The organism is Methanomicrobiales archaeon HGW-Methanomicrobiales-1, assembly GCA_002839675.1.
Taxonomy (GTDB): Archaea; Halobacteriota; Methanomicrobia; order Methanomicrobiales; family Methanospirillaceae; genus Methanoregula.
This window is the reverse complement of the sequence record PGYM01000002.1, coordinates 331,141-347,685: the sequence shown is the minus strand read 5'-3', so window position 1 is coordinate 347,685 and position 16,545 is coordinate 331,141. Positions and strand designations below refer to the sequence as shown.

The following is a 16,545-nucleotide window of genomic DNA, read 5'->3' as shown; positions in this document are numbered from 1 at the left end:
TCGCGTTCAGGAAAAACAAAGAAGTCCACTGGCGTGCACGAACCGCTGGCTGAGTACCTGCAGGACACCGGCCCGGTCATCACGGTAGATGCAACGGGCAGGATGGTGCTTCCCAAAAAAATCCGGGACCATTACAATGCCAACCGGTTCGAGGTCCGGGAAACCAAAGGGCACATCGAGCTCATCCCCGTCAAACCGCTCAGTTCGCTGCTTGGTATTTTTCCCGATCTGGATATGGAAGCGATCTACCGCGACCACGACCGTGAGGTTGCGGAGGAGGATAAGGAGTGACCGGCATCCTCATCGATACCTATGCTTGGATCGAGATCTTCCGGAACAGTCCCTGGGGACGGCAGGCACTGGAATGCATTGAGCAGAATTCCCCGCTAGCAGTCTCCGTGCTGACCCTGTACGAGCTCCAGTACCGCTTCAGCGATCTCTATGGTGAAGAAAAAACCGGTTCTTTCATTGCAACGATCCTCTCGCATGCCGAAGTAATTCCGGTCGACAGGCAGATCGCGATCGCGGCTGGCACGATCAAGGCCGGACAAAAGAAGATTGGCAATGGTATGGGTGCAGTGGACTGCATGATCCTGGCAACCGCCCGGATCCATAACCTGAAGGTGCTGACTGGCGATACACACTTCAAGGATCTTGAAGAGACAATCATTCTCTGAATCCTTTTTAAAAAAAATATTTTTACCTCTCTAAAGGCTGGCAACTGATGAGGCTGCCGCTGCAGCGAAGATGCGATCCACTGATCCCGGCTTGCATTTTTAACCTGTTATTAATATATGACGCCCATAGCGGCCATTTGCTGGGCACAAAACCTCCTGCCACGGACTGAAATATACCCCCAAAAAAGGGGCTGCTGTAAGCCCGCTAAATTGCAGGGTTGAAATCCCTTAAAATAAGTCCAATAGGGAAAATACGCGTTTAAATCAATATTTATTCGGAGCGTGGACACCATTTTTACTGGTCAAAAAAGTGCCTTTGTCCGATTGGCAAACCGGGCATTATACGGGCTTATTTGAGATACGGTTGTGGTCTCTCATGAAGTGGGGACGGGATCCTGGCAACAGGTGTCGCTCGTACGGCCCGTTTCCGGCATGACCCCCAAAAAGGGGGTTCTTTTCTCTTTGACCGTGCTACCCTACCCACGAAAAAAGGGGCTGTTGTAAGCCCGCTAAATTGCAGGGTCAAAATCCCCTTTAATCAGTCCAATAGGAAAAATACCCATTTAAATCAATATTTTATTGGGGCGTGGACACCATTTTTACTGGTCAAAAAAGTGCCTTCGTCCGATTGGCAAACCGGGCATTATACGGGCTTATCCGACTTCATCCCTCTTTTTGGAGGTCAGGGGGATATCGATCCGGAAGGGTGCCTTCTTCCACTTCTCCTCATCATAGTGAGTGTTCCGGTAATTCTCCGCGGTGTTGAATTCGATCTCCGCGGTTGTTGCCGGCAGGATGTAGAACCGGCGCCAGGCCCGTTCGTTCTGCGTCCGGACCCAGAGCTCGCGGAGCACCCAGGGAGGAAGGGGCAGGGTTCGCAGCCCGGTTACTTCATCCGGGAATTTATTTTCAATAATGATATCGTCATCTAGTGCGTACCGGATTTTTTTCAATTTGATCGCGGCAATCACGGCCGGCCGGAAAATGAACCCGTCGAATGGAAGATCTGCTATCGTATTGCTCAGCCAGCAAAATCCCATCTTTCCCGCACAGCATTCTGCTTCTTCAGTAACCGTTGTTGGTTTCCTGCCCCGCATGTTTTTAATCACCGGATTTCCGGATTATATTCCGGTTCGACTGTTCTAAAAAAGAATGAATGGATGGTAAATACGCTTTGTCGTTTGAAAGCTCTGCCATCGCGAAGCGGGCGACCCTTCGATCGCAAATGGACGCTTTTGAATTCAGATTCAGCAAGTTTGTTTTCTTCTGGTTTACTCGACTCACTTACCTGCCACACTATTCGTACGCCACATCCCTTTCGGTACCGTCATCTCGAACCGTGCCCCTTTGCCCGGCTCACCATTCTCAACAATGGTAATGCCGGTGATGTGGAGGATCTCCCGGGACAGGGCCAGGCCGAGACCGGTGTTCTTTCCAAAGCCCCGTTCAAAGATCTTTTCCTTGTCAGAAGCAGCCACACCCGCACCATCATCTTCGCACACAATTATTTTATCGCCATTACGGTTTTCAACCGAGAACCGGATTGTTGTATTTTTCCCCCCGTAGCGCACCCCATTTTCCATCAGGTTGAAAAAGACCTTGGCAATCAGCGGGTCGGCAAACACTTCCATTTCCGCAGGAAGATCGTTTTTCAATGTAATTTGCCCGGGAGGGATTTCCTGTGCCGCAGTATGGGCGAGGGTCCGGACATCATGCCAGACCGGTTCAGAAACGCCGATATCTTCGTATTCCTTCATGAACTGGATCATCGAAGAGATCTGCTCTGCCGCTGTTTTTGTCTTCAAGAAATATTCGTTAAGCGCAGTGTCCGGCAGCTTCTCTTCCAGCAGCGCAAGGTACCCTTTGAGCACCGTCAGTTTGTTATTAATGTCATGACAGGTGATGCCGGACAGAAGGTGGAGCTTCTGGTTTGCCAGCAGCAGCGCCTTTTCGGCCAGCCTGCGCCTGGTCACATCGTGCAGGATCCCTTCGATACCCTGTACCTTCCCGTCCGCATCATAATAGAAATGGCTGCTGGCAGTCACGTAACGAACCGTGCCATCGCCGGCTATGAGGGATACCGGATAATCATTGACGATCCCGTTTTCCTTCAGTACGGCCAGGAATTGTTCGCGCTCTTTCGGGTCAGCGTAGATGCCGTCAGCGATATTACGCCCTATTACCTCCTCGGGTGATGCATATCCTGACATCCGGATCCCCGCCGGGCTCACCATCGTGATATTGCCATCCAGATCCGTCCGGTAGAACAGATCCTGCATGTTCTCGATGATGGTGCGGTAATTCGCTTCGCTATCCCGCAGCGCCTCTTCCGCCCGCCTGCGTTCGGTGATATCGGTAAGTACTGTCAGCGTTGACGGGCTTTCCCGGTTCGGGATCCGGGTTGCCCTGACTACAACCCAGCGGTGCTCTCCCGAGGGGGCGATGATCTCGATCTCGTAGGGGTCAACCGCAATTCCCTTGTACCGGAGCATGGTGTTCTTTTTGATCAATTCGTGATAGGCCGGAGCAGCATAGGAGAGGACCGAAGTCCCGATAATCTGTTCCGGTGTTTTTCCCATAAGGCGCGCTCCTTCATCGTTGACAAATACAATGGTCTCGCCTTCATGAATGATAACAAAATCCGGCAGCTGCGCTTCAAGTTGCTGGTAGATTACCTCGCTGTCCCACAGCGCCTTTTCGGTACTCTTGATCTCCGTGATATCACGGATGGAGATAACACTCTTTTTCGTACCGGGAATCATGGCTACCGCAAGAGAAGCGTATCGTAACTCCCCGCTTTTATGGATAAACCGGAATTCGTAATTCTTCGGCGCTGACTCAGGATTTGTTCTCCTGAGGTGGTGATATTCCAGCATCTTTTCCCGGTCTTCCTTTGCTATGAGCTGCGGCCACGTCATCCGCCCCTCAATCTCTTCCCGTGAATATCCCCAGGTTTTTTCCATCTCCTCATTGATACGCGATACGGTTGTATCCTCTTCAATGATGACCATCGCAGTTCCCGTATTTTCAAAGACCGTCTGGTAGAGTTCCTCAGCACGTACCCGTGCAGTAATATCCACAAGGGATGCTACGCTGTTTTTGGAACCCGGGATCAGGTCGACATACACAAAACAGTGGTGGACGGTTTTTTTTGCATCGATCAGCCTGCATTCATAGACTTTTGGGATGAGGGTTGGATCGTTCCGTCGGGCGTAATGGTATTCCGTCATCCACTCCGCATCACCGGGATCGATAAAAACCGTCCAGCTCTTCTTGTTCTCCTGCTCTGCCCGGGGAACCCCGGTCAGTTTTACCCAGCCATCGTTGGCGAGCAGGATAGTGGTATCAGGTGCGATGATGATAGTGGCAGTCCCGGTATTGTTAAAAATCGTCCGGTACAGGTTCTCCGATCTTTTTAAGGATTCTTCCGCCTGTTTTCGTTCGGTGATATCCCGGAATATACCCTCAACCCCGAGATAATTCCCGTCAGCATTGTAATACTCATGGCTGCTGGTGGAGATGATGACCGGTGTCCCGTCCTGTTTTTTCAGGGTGATCTCATAGTTCGTGACCGCCCCGTTCTTCCTGATATCGGCCAGGACTGTTTCCCGCTCTTCAGGATTGTAATACAGAGTCTGTGCGATATTTTTCCCGTGCAGTTCCGTAACGGATGCATAACCCAGCAGTGATGCAAGGGACGGGCTTGCGAATATGAGGTTGCCCTCTGCATCGCTGCGGTAATAGGCATCCTGGATATTTTCAAGAATGCTCCGGTAGTCCTGTTCGCGTTGTTGTATCTGCTGCTGTTTCTCCCTGAATGCTTTTTCCGTACTGCGGCGCTCAACGGCGGTCCGGATTTTATGCGAGAGCTCGGCAAACTGAGCCTGGGGGTTGCCGCCTTTCTGGAGGTAATAATCCGCCCCGCTGTTGAGGGCGAGGATCACCACTTCCTCGCGACCCCTTCCGGTAAAAAGGATAAACGGGATCTGTCCATGGAAAAGGCGGACCTGTTTTAAAAATTCCAGGCCATCCATGTCCGGCATCATATAATCGGCAATGATGGCATCGAACTGTTCTGTCACGAGGAGCGCAAGGGCAGCCGGCGCCGAATCTATGGTGGTGACGGAAAAATCCCCGGTTCTTTCAAGGAACAGCTTCCCGACATCAAGAAGGGCCGGTTCGTCATCAACGTAGAGTACTGAGATCATTGGTTTGACCATGGCAGGTGGATGATCAAGAGAAGATTGCCTTTATACTAAAAGATATCCAAAAAAATCTACCGAACAAATGCCCGGAAATATAGGAAAACTCCAGAAGCGGGCGCGGACAGATGCACAGATCCTGTCAGAGAGCGGTTGCCTGCTCTTTTGGTTTTTACGGCCTGTTCGCGTTCATCCCGGTGTCCGCCGCACGCCACATCCCCTTCGGCACAATAATCTCGAACCGCACGCCTTTGCCCGGCTCGCCATTTTCAAGGATGGTAATGCCGGTCATAGAAAGGATCTCCTTTGACAGGAACAGGCCCAGCCCGGTATGTTTGCCAAATCCTTTCAAAAAGATTCGTTTCTTGTCCTCTGCGGCAATTCCTGCACCATCATCACAATATATTACAGTAAGACTATCCCCAGTCTCCTGCACGGAAAAATCCATGCTGGTTACATGATTGCCATGACGAAGGGAATTTTCCATCAGGTTGTAAAAGACCTTCCCGACAAGTGGATCGGCAAAGATTTCCACCCGGTTCACCTTGACTGCGATCTTCACTTCCAGGGGTTTCAGCTGCTGTGTTGCCGAGTCGATGATATCGGCAAGGATCTGCCATTTCGGTGCCTGTGCCCCGATGTCCTGGTAGTCGCGGGTAAACTCGATCTGCCACTGGATGGCTTCGGCGACCTCTTCTTCCTTCCGGATATATTCCAGGGCTACGGCGTCTGTCACCTCTTCTTTTGAGAGTTCAAGAAATGTCCGCAATCCCATGAGCTGGTTGAGGATATCATGCCGGGTGATGCTGTTGAGCATCGTGAGTTTTTTATTTGCCAGGTGAAGTGCATCTTCCGCCTGTTTGCGCTCCGAAATATCGCGGGTTACGCTGATGATATGCACAATGCCCTGCAGGACAATGGTTTTTGCCGACACCAGGCCGGAAAATCCGCTCACGTCTTTTCGCAGGAATGTGACTTCGAAATTTTCGCAAAATCCTTTCTCCTGGAGTTCGTTAATCATGTTCTGGCGGTCTGCAGAATTTTTCCAGACATTGAGATCAACAATGGTTTTTCCTACGGATTCGTCCCGTGTGAACCCGGTTATGGCGGTGAACCCTTCATTGATATTTACGATAGTACCATCATCAAGGCGGGTGATGAGAGCTGCATCAGGACTGGTGTTGAAGATGAGTTCGAACTCTTCTTTTGCTTCGCTCATCTCCGCATTCAGCCGCTGGTTGACCATGATGATCAGGCCAACGGTCATGAGAATTCCCTGGATGAGCGAGGCCAGGAATGTCGCGGTCTGTACGAGTGTGGGGGTGAACACGGTATTGACCGGGGCAATAGTGAGAGCTGCCACCGCACGAAAAACAAAAAAACTGCCATAGGCAAGAAAAACCACAGCAACTGCATGGGCAGACGTCGTGATCGAACGGGGCTTTTCACCGAGCAGGCTCAGTCCGGTCCATAAGGAGATGATTGCGATTGCAACCGATATGATTGCAGTCCTCTCAGTGATGTCATTGCTGGCATAGGTAAAATAAAGAAACGCTGCCAGGAATAGTGCAACGATCGCACCGATAACCCGGCGATTCTCTCTTTGATCGAGAAACCTCGTAATCCCGATATAGATACACAATAATCCTGTAACGAGCAGGGTATTTGCGAGGATAATGGTGATCAGCGCATTGGGAATTGCATCCCGCAGGAGCAGTAACAGGTATCCGGCTGCCGCACAGCTGCTGCCCTGCACCCACCAGCTGATCCCCCGGTAGGTTTTGTTCGTCAGATACTGGAACAGGAATGCAATTGACTGCAGGAGACTGATGATGACCAGTACGATTGCAAGCGTGCGAATATCGATCTCCATCTAGGTCCTCCGGTTGTCCATCTTTTTTTCACCGAACAGGGAAATACATGTCGCCACTGAGCGGACACTCATGTTTCTGCGACCGGAATCAGTTATTGTCCGATCCACGATCACTCATGTGCCGTCAGAACCCGGTTCGCCCCGGCACAAGGGTTTTGCCAGGTGACGCCGGGCGGTTGGCGGGACTTCGTACCATCCCGTCTCCAGCGTGCGGGAAATCTCCAGCACTTCCGGATCAGCAGCCCGGGCATCGCACCGCTTGCATTTCCAGCCTTTTCCCTTTCCATCGCTGGTCATCCTCTTGTTGCATGTAGTGCAGAGCGGCGGGCGGGTGACCTTAGGCTGGGCGAGTGAGACTACCTTGATCTTCTCTAAGTTGATGCTCCCCTTCTTGAAACTGCCAACGGCGATCACTTCGTCGCCCGGCACCAGTTGCCGGATGATCTGCCGGAAGTTCTTGGTCGGTTCATAGGCCATGCACCGTACGGGGAAGTCCCCGTCTTTCATGATGAACGAGACGTGTCCCCCCTCTTTTGTTTTCGGGGCACTGGTCACTTCCCCGGGTACAATATAAGAGAGCAGTTCGCCAAGACAGCCAGTCCTTCCGGGCAGCAGGTGGGCATCGGTTCCCTGGTTCGTCACCCAGATCTGCTCGATCCCGGGTTTCTCGGACTGTATCTGCTGCCGGGCTGCCATCACCCACCGCGGGCTCTCGCCCCGGATCCCAAAGAGGACCGGGTCGGGGGTGTGCGGAACGCAGACCACAACATCGTTGGCGATATCCACGGTATCCCACGTATGGGGAAATGTTGCCGCCTCGGCTGCAAACAGGCTCTCGCGGCTCACCTCACGTGGCGTGCCGAACCGTGCCGGCTCGCGATACACCAGGATCTCGGAAGTCGTATCCGCAAGCTCGCTTGCCACGGCTGCCGTTGCCCCAATAAGCCCGCGCCGGTTCTTCCAGCCTTTATACTGTGCGCCGGCTTTTTCAAGGATGGCAACTGCTTCTTCAGTTGTGCAGAAGTCAGTGACCGCTTTCCGGTAAAACGCCGGATCCAGCTGCCGGTTCACGACCACGACGCCGGGATTTGTGTTCTCGCAGGAAAAATCGGCCAGTTCTTCGACGAGAGTGCATGCAATATCGAAAGCCCGGGCGGGATCCCCCTCCACATCGAACATGACTGCTGCATTCCCCCGGGTCTTCCAGGTCACGTTTGGGTTGAGCCGGACCAGCCGGGCTTGCCGCACCTGCATGTGTTCGTGGATCAGCCGGCGGACAAACACTGCCCCGAGGTAGGTAGTGCACATTCCCTGCGGGGAGTCCGTGTCATCAATCCCGATCAGCATGTCTATATTAATATATGGGCACGCTCCATCCATTTGTAACTGCATGTCCCAGGACCGCCAGCTTCAGCTGGTTACCAGCGTAATGATCACGGCAGGCTTCGATGTCTCCGAGAAGTTCACCCTCCGCCCAAGGAGTTTCGATCTCATTGCCCGGAACGACGGGACGTTGCTCGTCATCAAGGTGGTTTCCCACATTGATTCCGTGAGTGAAGAGGTGGCGTTCGATATCGAGCTCATATCGCGCCTGCTGGGAGGCATACCGCTGATTGTCGGAGAGCGCGCACGCGATGCGGAGCTGGAACGCGGGGCTGTATACGTCCGGTACGGGATCTATGCGATCAGCCCTTCGACGCTCTACGATTACTTTGTCGAGAAGATCCCCCCGCTCGTGTACGCATCTCCCGGCGGGTTGTATGTCAACATCAATGGCGAAGCGCTCCGGGAACTCCGGGAGCATCGCAACATGTCGCTTGGCGATCTCGGCAACGTGCTCGGTGTCTCGCGGCGTACTATCAGCAAGTACGAGGGCGGGATGGGCACCACACTGGATGTTGCCATACGGATCGAGGAATTCTTCAACACCGGCGTTGTCGAGTCGATCGACCTCATCCAGCACGAACCGCCAAAGGTGATGGATCCTGAAAAAGAGCAGCAGGGATCCCACCTGCAGAGCCCGATGGAATTCCTGCAACAGATAGGCGTCCGGCTCCATACGCTCCACGGCGCCCCGTTCCAGGCCCTCCTCACGTTTGACAAGCAGACGATCCTCACGGGCTATGGCCCGGCCCAGAAAGTGGTAAAACGGGCAGCCCTCATCGGCAACCTCTCGCAGATTGCAAAGAAGCACGCGATGTGCATCATCACCGATTACAACAAGGAAAAGAAGATCGGAAAGACGCTGGTAATTGGCGAGAAGCGCCTCCAACGGATCGAGGATGGTTTTGAACTCCTCGACCTTCTGGGCGACTGAATTTTTTTACAGAAATTATATATAGAACCACAAACCAATTTTAGTGCTAAATCTAGTGCAAAAGTGGTGAAATTTATGTCACAACAACTTGGAGGACAGCAGATTCTTATTCTCAAAGAAGGCAGCACCCGTACCCGCGGCCGCGACGCTCAGGGTATGAACATCACCGCCGCAAAGGCAGTGGCAAGTGCAGTCAGGACCACACTCGGTCCAAAAGGTATGGACAAGATGCTCGTCGACACCATTGGCGACGTAGTGATCACCAATGATGGTGTCACGATCCTTAAGGAAATGGACATCGAGCACCCGGCCGCAAAGATGATGGTCGAGGTCGCAAAGACCCAGGACGATGAAGTCGGCGACGGCACAACCACCGCAGTCATCATTGCCGGGGAACTCTTAAAGAAGGCAGAAGACCTCCTTGAGATGGACGTCCACCCGACGATTATTGCCGCAGGCTACCGTCAGGCAGCTGAGAAGGCCCAGCAGCTCTTAAAAGAGATCGCCTTCGATATAAAAATCACCGACAAGGTGCTTTTAAAGAACATTGCAGGTACCGCGATGACCGGCAAGGGCGCAGAGGCCAGCAAGGACAAGCTCTGTGACCTCGTTGTCAAGGCAGTGACCATGGTCACCGATGCAGACGGCTCTGTTGATATCGAGAACATCAAGGTCGAGAAGAAGACCGGTGGCTCGATCGAGGACTCCGAGATTGTAGAAGGCGTACTCATCGACAAGGAACGCGTCCACCCCTCGATGCCCAAGAAGGTCACCAATGCAAAGATCCTTCTCTTAAACGCAGCAGTCGAGTTCAAGAAGACCGAAGTCGATGCCGAGATCAATATCACCTCTCCCGACCAGCTTCAGGCATTCCTCGATGAGGAAGAGCGCATGGTCAAGGATATCGTTGACAAGATCGTCAAGAGCGGTGCAAACGTCCTCTTCTGCCAGAAGGGTATTGACGACATTGCACAGCACTACCTTGCAAAGGCAGGACTCTTTGCAACCCGCCGTGTCAAGAAGAGCGACATGGAAAAGCTTGCCCGTGCAACCGGTGCAAGCCTTGTCTCCTCGATCGATGCAATCTCCAAAGAAGAGCTCGGCAAGGCCGGACTCGTTGAGGAGCGCAAAGTCAGCGGAGAAGACATGACCTTTGTCGAGCAGTGCAAGAACCCCAAGGCAGTCTCCATCATCATCAAGGGTGGAACCGAGCACGTAGTCGATGAACTCGAACGCGCTATCCACGATGCACTCCGCGTTGTCGGTGTTGTTGTCGAGGACAAGAAGGTTGTCGCCGGTGGCGGCGCACCCGAGACCGAGCTCTCGCTCCGTCTCCGCGAGTACGCAGCAACCGTTGGCGGTCGGGCCCAGCTCGCCATCAATGCATTTGCAGACGCACTCGAGGTCATCCCGAGGACCCTTGCAGAGAATGCAGGACTTGACCCCATCGACATGCTTGTTGAGATCCGTGCAGCCCACGAAAAGAAGGGCAAGAAGACCTTTGGTCTCAATGTCTTTGAGGGAAAGGTCGTCGATATGAAGGCAGCCGGTGTTGTCGAGCCCCTCCGGGTCAAGACCCAGGCGATCTCCTCAGCAGCAGAAGCAGCCATCATGATCCTGCGCATTGACGATGTCATTGCATCCTCAAAGAGCCATGCACCCGAAGGCGGTATGCCCCCGGGTGGCATGGGTGGAATGGGCGGCATGCCTCCGGGCATGGGCGACTTCTAAACCCCATTTTATTAAATATTTTTTATTCTTTTATCCAGTACTTCTCCGCAGCCGGGACTATCCATTTTTATCCGGTCGGGATTGTGCATCTTTACCCGACTACTCAGGCTCAGATCTGTCCGGCTCATATTCTGACAGGGCCGGAAAATCCCGGGTAAAAGTTGTTAATTAAAAAAGAAGGATTTGGTTTTAAGCTGTTGTTGGTATTACAGCAGGATTACCGACAAGTGACTCGCCTTTCTTGACGATGATCACGCAGGTGGCGTTCGAATAGGTATCCATAATTTCAAACGTCCCCTCATTCGCCCCGAAGGTATAGTCCCACTGGGAACCCTTCATAAAATCCCCTGAATTGAACATGCCCTGGTGGCTTCCCGTTGTCTTGATAGCATGGACGGTTGCATCATCATTCACCCAGATGAGACCCGTTCCCGGCAGGACGGTGAGTTCCCTGGGGACAAAAGTATTGTTCCGGATATAGATTGTAGTGATTTTCGTGGATGGTGTCATCACCGGTGCGGGTGTTTTAACTACGGTTGCCACGGTTGGTGCCATTGTGGTAACATTCTGGGTGATGGTGGCAACCGGTGCGGGTTCCGTGGTTGGTGCCGGTGTTGCTTCGGTGGGGGGAACTGTTGGAACCACGGTCGTTTCCACCATTGTTACATTCGCCGTCTTTGCCGGTTGGGTACATCCGCTGATCATCGCAATGACGATGACCAGGATGAATAATCCTATAAGTTTTTTCATAGAAATTACATTGTTTTTGCCTTATAATTAAATTTACTAAATGATTTGGGACCGGTTTAGCCGTAGCACAAAAAAATGCCCTCTGTCTGGCGATAGCACCTGTCACGGGTAAGGGTGATACAAAAAAGGAGAGGGAATCTGATCAGGGTGATGGTGTCTCCATGGTTGGAGCACCAACAACCGATGCCCCCTGCTTGACAACAATCGCCCCTTTCATCTCCGGATGATAGATGCACGTGAATTCGAACACGCCTTCACTGGCACCAAAGGTGTTCCCCCACGTAGCTCCGGGAATAATGTCGCCAGAGTTGAACATACCTGCATGAATGCCGGTTGATTTGACTGCGTGGACGGTGACATCCTCATTCACCCAGGTGATGCCGGTTCCCGGCAGGACCGTGAGTTCCTTCGGAACGAACGTGTTGTTCCGCATGTAGATGATCGTGTTTTTTGTCTGGGGCACCAGGGTGATCTTCGGCTTGGACTCCGTAGCTGTCATTGTAGGTACCATCGTCTGTTCCGGTGTTTGCATCATGGTGGGTGCCGGTGTTGCCACCGTTGGCGGCACGGTGGGAACTGCGGTAGGTTCCGGGGTGGTTACGGCAGGTGCTGCCGGCTGGGTACACCCGCTGATCATCGCAATGACGATCACCAGGATGAACAATCCAATGAGCTTCTTCATGGAAATTACATTGTTACGCCCTTGTAATTAAATTTACTCAAAAAACTGGAACCGGTTTTGCAGCAGCTCCAAGAATTGCTGCAAGTTTGTTCTTTACGCTCGTAATTGTCCCGCTCGCCCCCGGTAACCCGGTATTCACCTCACCGATTTCCCGGAAAAATCCGGTGGTCAACAGATTAATGAACCCGAACGCTTCCAATATCATTCATGAGCGACCGGTTCATTTTCACAAAATATCGCACGGACTGCTATCACTGCAAACAGGTGGCAGACCAGATCATCAAGGCAGTTCCCTACCAGGCCCAGGTAGCGTGCGCAAACTGCGGGGCGACCCGTGTCTATGTCCCGCGGGTCGAACAGGTTGCAAAGACCGGAGCGTACACGAAGATCGGGTGCTATGATCTCTGGGAACTTGTAGAAACTGCCGAGTGCCGGCACTGTCATGTTACCGGCCCGCATGATCTAACGATCGGATGCAGGCATTTTACCGTCCGGTGCCAGAACTGCGGGTTCACCCATTTCTACAAATCTGATATCGAATACATGGCAAAGGATGAACTGAACGTCGGGTAAGCCGGAACCGGTGGATCTTTCACCGTGGCTGTCCCTCATTTTTAAAAAAGAAAAAAACCCGGTATCAGTGGCCGTTCATTCGCACGTGCGGGAACTGAGTGCCGGGTAACTGTTTGCGTATTTTTCCAGGACCTGTTCGAGTTTTTCCTGGGTCACCGGGCTTTTTGTGCACAGGAAGAAGATAATCTCGTTATCGGTAATAGTCAAGGGCGATGAACCGGTAAGTTCTGACAGCTGGGAGCACCGCTGCCGGAGATAGTCTTCATGGACTTTCCGGGGAAAATGCTGGTAGATCAGCAGGACCGAGTCCTTATCGAGATGGTCATAGATCATCTTCAGCTCGGAAAAGAGAAGATGGCGCTGGTCCGGCTTGCTCTCCTCAAGCCCGATATCAGGGTCGAGAAACACCAGTGACTTTTTCGGGAATTTTCCAAAAATGCTCTCGAAATAGTGTTCCCGTTCCTTGTGGGTGAAGGCATGCGGGTGCAGGATATCCATGATGATATTCTCGTTTTTGAAATAGTAATGGAGATACTGGACATAATCGAGATCATTCTCGATCTCCTGGAGCCGTGCTACCTGCTGGAGAAGATTGGTGTTCTGGCTCCCCGCTTTTCCGGATTTTACTGCCTTTCCCAGATCCTTTTTCGTCCCGGCATCCAGCTCTGTCTTCCCGTTGTTCTCAGTCAACATAGGTATGAAGGAGAAACTGGTAAGGCCGGGCATGGATTTCATGATATGACGCACAAGATCGAATTTAAAAAGATCCCGCTGGTCCCCAAAATGTTTCCTGTTCACGAGCGCTCACTCTAACCCAATTTTAACGCTGTAATAAAAAAAGATTTTGATTGGTGTATAAAAATAGTGAAATGGATTATGGGAATTACTTCTCTTCCCGGACCATCTCGATCGCCTTTTTCGGGCATTCATTGGCGCAGATGCCGCAACCTTTACAGAACCGGAGATCGATATTCAGCTCCTCATCAATGACACCGTCCGGGCAGTACATGGCGCACAGCCCGCAGGCATTGCATTTCTCCCGGTCCACGACCGGCTTGAATACCCGCCAGGTCCCGGTCTGCCCGGCAGCCCCCTCCTTCGGGTGGCTCATGGCAAGTCGCTCGCGTGAAGTACTCATGCGCTCATCTCCTTATAGGCCGCTTCAGCCACTTTGACATTGCGTTCATCGGAAAACATCTCGCGGATCGCTGTTTTTGCGGAGTCTGCGGTGACGATCCCCATCTTGGCGAGAGCCCCGAGCACCGGTGTGTTTAAGATCGGGCTTCCGGCTACCACGAGGTTCTCGCGCAGTGCAATGCCGGTCAGGTCCACGTTGCGGCTCTCAAAACCTTCAAACGCTTTTTTGTTTGCGCTGTTGAGGAAGACGCGGCCGCCCTTCTTGAGCCCGTGCAGGACATCGACTACGTCCATCACACTCTCGTCGAGCACAACCACCATGTCCGGTTGCCGGATCTGGCTGTAGACTTTGATGGGCTTGTCATCGATGCGGACGAACGAGACGATCGGTGCGCCCCGGCGCTCGGCACCGTAGAACGGGCACGCGGTCGCGTACTTGCCGTCATGGAGTGCGGCCATCGCAAGGAGCCGGGCCGCAGTCACGCCGCCCTGCCCGCCCCGGGAGTGGATGCGGATCTCAAACATGGTCGTTCACCCCGAACCAGAACTCTTCGCCTATACGACGGGTCCGGACAAAGCCCGCGACATCATCGTAGGTCACTTCCTGCCCGCCGATACCCGCGATCACGCTGTAGAGGCTGATGCCGGTCTTGGACCGGATCTCGCCTGCCAGGATGCCGCCGAACCCGAACGAGTAATCGCGATCGATGACCACGACTTCCTTTCCTTTCAGGTCGAGTTTCGGGAACGGACGCAGCCAGCGGATACGCATCGAGCCGGCCTTGATCCCCTCATTCCTGAGGATGTCAACAGCGACTTCCGCTTCCTTGCCGAGCGTCCCCATCGCAATAACGATCACATCGGCGTCCTCGCACCGGTAATCTTCGGTAAAGCCGTACTTCCTGCCGAAGCGCTTCGCGAACTCTTTCTCGGTCTCTTCAATGACCTTGACCGAGTCCCGCATCGAGCGCTCGATATCCCACCGGAACCTGAACTGCTGGTCAGGGCCGGTCAGCGTGCCATACCCTGCCGGGTGTTTGGGATCAATAGCATACGGGAGGTGTATCGGGGGAATGAAATCCCCCAATTCAACGGTATCAACCGGCTGCATGATGTGGGAGAGTAAAAACCCGTCAAGGTTCACCATCACGGGCAGCAGCACATCGTTGTGCTCAGCGATCCGGAACGCCATGAGGGTGGCATCGTAGGCTTCCTGCACGGTGCTCACATAGACCTGTAACCAGCCGGTATCGCGTTCCTGCAGGGCATCGGTGTGCTCCGCCCAGATATTCCAGCCGGGCCCGAGCGAACGGTTCACGTTTGCCATCACGATCGGGAGGCGGGCTCCTGCAGCCCAGTTGGTCATCTCGTGCATGTAGAGGAGACCGTGCGAACTGGTGGCCGTGAACGTGCGAATGCCGGTGATACTGGCACCGATACAGGCTGCCATCGCGGAGTGCTCGCTCTCGACGGCGATATATTTGGCCGGCATCTGGCCGCTGGTCACGAACTCTGCGATCTGCTCCACGATCTCGGTTTGCGGGGTGATGGGGTACGCAGCGACAACCGTGGGGTTTGCCTGTTTTACCGCTTCAGCAACGGCCTTGTTGCCGGTGGCGATCTTCTTCATGCTGATGCCTCCTCTTCGGCTGCCAGCCGTTTGAAGTTCTTTGCGATCCGCTGTTTGAGAATCTCGACAACCTTCGCATCAATGCCCTTGAACCGTCCCTGCGGGGAGAGGTAATCTTCGAGCGGGATAGGTTTCTTCATCGCAACCTTCGACTGCGGGCCAATCGTGACCTTCCCGTACTCGCGCTCGTAGAGCACCCACATGCCGCTCTTGACCGCGAGTTTTCCCATCTCAACGGTCTTTTCGGTGGGGTAGCGCCAGCCGGGCGGGCACGGTGCAAGAATATGAATGAAGGTGGGGCCGCGGAAAGTGAGGGCTTTCTGCACTTTCTTGAAGATATCCTGCGGGTAGGCTGCGCACGCGGTTGCCATGTAGGGCGGGTCGTGGGCGGCAACGATCGCATCGATGTCCTTCTTGGCATCGGTCTTGCCGGTGGGCGTGGTGGTGGTCTTTGCGCCCATCGGCGTGCCCCCGGAGCGCTGCATGCCGGTGTTCCCGTAGGCCTCGTTATCGTAGCAGATATAGAGGAAATCGGTGCCCCGCTCGAATGCGCCCGACATCGCCTGGATGCCGATATCGAGCGTGCCGCCGTCGCCGGCGTACACGATAACATTCGTCTTCTTTCCCACGGCACGGAACGCATTGCTCATGCCCGATGCGCAGGCAGCAGCAGCGCCAAAGGCGATGTTGTAGACCGGCACATTGAACGCGGTGTTCGGGTAGATGCCCTGGATAACACTCGTGCAGCAGGCGGGCACTACCATGACGGTGTCGGGGCCGGCTGCCTTGAGCACGTACCGCAGTGCCAGCGAATCGCTGCACCCGGCGCATGCGGATGTGCATTTCAGCACGTATTCTTCTTTGGGGATTTCGGCGATGGTAATCAGACTCCAGCGTAGTTCTCGTGGATGAAGACCGGCGAGCAGATCGCGGTTCTACATTATTTATCATCATGATTCATGAAAAAAGTATC

16 protein-coding genes are annotated in these 16,545 nt (G+C 53.5%); 5 read left to right on the top strand and 11 right to left on the bottom strand.

From position 1 onward, the window contains the following. Positions 1 to 33: 33 nt before the first annotated feature. Positions 34 to 291: a hypothetical protein gene (locus CVV30_08090; GenBank protein PKL69504.1), complete on the top strand. Its 258-nt coding sequence runs from the start codon at positions 34 to 36 to the stop codon at positions 289 to 291. Next, positions 288 to 677 (top strand): hypothetical protein, encoded by a 390-nt coding sequence (locus CVV30_08085; GenBank protein ID PKL69503.1) that lies wholly within the window; start codon positions 288 to 290, stop codon positions 675 to 677. The genes CVV30_08090 and CVV30_08085 overlap by 4 nt, the downstream gene beginning before the upstream one ends. A gap of 653 nt (positions 678 to 1,330) precedes the next feature. On the opposite strand, the gene CVV30_08080 is transcribed toward CVV30_08085, so the two are convergent. From CVV30_08080 to CVV30_08065, 4 genes are all read right to left on the bottom strand, one after another. Further along, positions 1,331 to 1,774, bottom strand: coding sequence for a hypothetical protein (locus CVV30_08080; protein ID PKL69502.1), 444 nt, complete (start codon positions 1,772 to 1,774; stop codon positions 1,331 to 1,333). Between the two features lie 183 nt (positions 1,775 to 1,957). After that, positions 1,958 to 4,897 carry a hypothetical protein gene (locus tag CVV30_08075; protein ID PKL69501.1) on the bottom strand — a complete coding sequence of 980 codons (2,940 nt, stop codon included), beginning with the start codon at positions 4,895 to 4,897 and terminating at the stop codon, positions 1,958 to 1,960. Positions 4,898 to 5,051: 154 nt separating this feature from the next. Beyond that, the gene (locus CVV30_08070) at positions 5,052 to 6,752 is read right to left on the bottom strand and encodes a hypothetical protein (protein ID PKL69500.1); all 1,701 of its coding nucleotides are present in this window, start codon (positions 6,750 to 6,752) and stop codon (positions 5,052 to 5,054) included. Positions 6,753 to 6,866: 114 nt separating this feature from the next. Continuing rightward, complete coding sequence (locus CVV30_08065) at positions 6,867 to 8,099, bottom strand: tRNA(Ile2) 2-agmatinylcytidine synthetase (GenBank protein ID PKL69499.1); 1,233 nt, start codon at positions 8,097 to 8,099, stop codon at positions 6,867 to 6,869. A 43-nt stretch (positions 8,100 to 8,142) separates the two neighbouring features. Here CVV30_08065 and CVV30_08060 point away from each other — a divergent pair, with 43 nt between their 5' ends. Continuing rightward, the gene (locus tag CVV30_08060; GenBank protein PKL69498.1) at positions 8,143 to 9,069 is read left to right on the top strand and encodes a transcriptional regulator; all 927 of its coding nucleotides are present in this window, start codon (positions 8,143 to 8,145) and stop codon (positions 9,067 to 9,069) included. A 75-nt stretch (positions 9,070 to 9,144) separates the two neighbouring features. Further along, complete coding sequence (locus CVV30_08055; GenBank protein PKL69497.1) at positions 9,145 to 10,800, top strand: thermosome subunit; 1,656 nt, start codon at positions 9,145 to 9,147, stop codon at positions 10,798 to 10,800. 189 nt (positions 10,801 to 10,989) lie between these two features. Here the strand turns inward: CVV30_08055 and CVV30_08050 are convergent, their stop codons facing one another. Both CVV30_08050 and CVV30_08045 read right to left on the bottom strand, forming a co-directional pair. Beyond that, on the bottom strand, positions 10,990 to 11,550 hold the full coding sequence (locus tag CVV30_08050; protein ID PKL69496.1) for a hypothetical protein: 561 nt from the start codon (positions 11,548 to 11,550) through the stop codon (positions 10,990 to 10,992). A 142-nt stretch (positions 11,551 to 11,692) separates the two neighbouring features. Continuing rightward, on the bottom strand, positions 11,693 to 12,232 hold the full coding sequence (locus CVV30_08045) for a hypothetical protein (GenBank protein PKL69495.1): 540 nt from the start codon (positions 12,230 to 12,232) through the stop codon (positions 11,693 to 11,695). Between the two features lie 207 nt (positions 12,233 to 12,439). Between CVV30_08045 and CVV30_08040 the strand changes: the two genes are divergently transcribed. Next, positions 12,440 to 12,805, top strand: coding sequence for a hypothetical protein (locus CVV30_08040; GenBank protein ID PKL69494.1), 366 nt, complete (start codon positions 12,440 to 12,442; stop codon positions 12,803 to 12,805). 75 nt (positions 12,806 to 12,880) lie between these two features. Here CVV30_08040 and CVV30_08035 read toward each other — a convergent pair whose 3' ends face one another. From CVV30_08035 to CVV30_08015, 5 genes are all read right to left on the bottom strand, one after another. Then, positions 12,881 to 13,603, bottom strand: a complete 723-nt coding sequence (locus CVV30_08035; protein ID PKL69493.1) for a hypothetical protein — start codon at positions 13,601 to 13,603, stop codon at positions 12,881 to 12,883. Positions 13,604 to 13,688: 85 nt separating this feature from the next. Next, on the bottom strand, positions 13,689 to 13,943 hold the full coding sequence (locus tag CVV30_08030; GenBank protein ID PKL69492.1) for a ferredoxin: 255 nt from the start codon (positions 13,941 to 13,943) through the stop codon (positions 13,689 to 13,691). Next, entirely contained in the window at positions 13,940 to 14,467 is a 528-nt protein-coding gene (locus CVV30_08025; GenBank protein ID PKL69491.1) for a pyruvate ferredoxin oxidoreductase, read from the bottom strand. The genes CVV30_08030 and CVV30_08025 overlap by 4 nt, the downstream gene beginning before the upstream one ends. Next, positions 14,460 to 15,572 (bottom strand): pyruvate ferredoxin oxidoreductase, encoded by a 1,113-nt coding sequence (porA, locus tag CVV30_08020; protein ID PKL69490.1) that lies wholly within the window; start codon positions 15,570 to 15,572, stop codon positions 14,460 to 14,462. Before porA ends, CVV30_08025 begins: the two co-directional genes overlap by 8 nt. Further along, complete coding sequence (locus CVV30_08015) at positions 15,569 to 16,450, bottom strand: 2-ketoisovalerate ferredoxin oxidoreductase (GenBank protein PKL69489.1); 882 nt, start codon at positions 16,448 to 16,450, stop codon at positions 15,569 to 15,571. Before CVV30_08015 ends, porA begins: the two co-directional genes overlap by 4 nt. Positions 16,451 to 16,545 lie beyond the last annotated feature (95 nt).

Bases quoted from the DNA above. Each gene is read 5' to 3' on its own strand.
- CVV30_08080 (PKL69502.1), bottom strand. From the start codon at position 1,774: ATGCGGGGCAGGAAACCAACAACGGTTACTGAAGAAGCAGAATGCTGT.
- CVV30_08075 (PKL69501.1), bottom strand. From the start codon at position 4,897: ATGGTCAAACCAATGATCTCAGTACTCTACGTTGATGACGAACCGGCC.
- CVV30_08070 (PKL69500.1), bottom strand. From the start codon at position 6,752: ATGGAGATCGATATTCGCACGCTTGCAATCGTACTGGTCATCATCAGT.
- CVV30_08065 (PKL69499.1), bottom strand. From the start codon at position 8,099: ATGCTGATCGGGATTGATGACACGGACTCCCCGCAGGGAATGTGCACT.
- CVV30_08060 (PKL69498.1), top strand. From the start codon at position 8,143: ATGTCCCAGGACCGCCAGCTTCAGCTGGTTACCAGCGTAATGATCACG.
- CVV30_08055 (PKL69497.1), top strand. From the start codon at position 9,145: ATGTCACAACAACTTGGAGGACAGCAGATTCTTATTCTCAAAGAAGGC.
- CVV30_08050 (PKL69496.1), bottom strand. From the start codon at position 11,550: ATGAAAAAACTTATAGGATTATTCATCCTGGTCATCGTCATTGCGATG.
- CVV30_08045 (PKL69495.1), bottom strand. From the start codon at position 12,232: ATGAAGAAGCTCATTGGATTGTTCATCCTGGTGATCGTCATTGCGATG.
- CVV30_08040 (PKL69494.1), top strand. From the start codon at position 12,440: ATGAGCGACCGGTTCATTTTCACAAAATATCGCACGGACTGCTATCAC.
- CVV30_08030 (PKL69492.1), bottom strand. From the start codon at position 13,943: ATGAGTACTTCACGCGAGCGACTTGCCATGAGCCACCCGAAGGAGGGG.
- CVV30_08025 (PKL69491.1), bottom strand. From the start codon at position 14,467: ATGTTTGAGATCCGCATCCACTCCCGGGGCGGGCAGGGCGGCGTGACT.
- porA (PKL69490.1), bottom strand. From the start codon at position 15,572: ATGAAGAAGATCGCCACCGGCAACAAGGCCGTTGCTGAAGCGGTAAAA.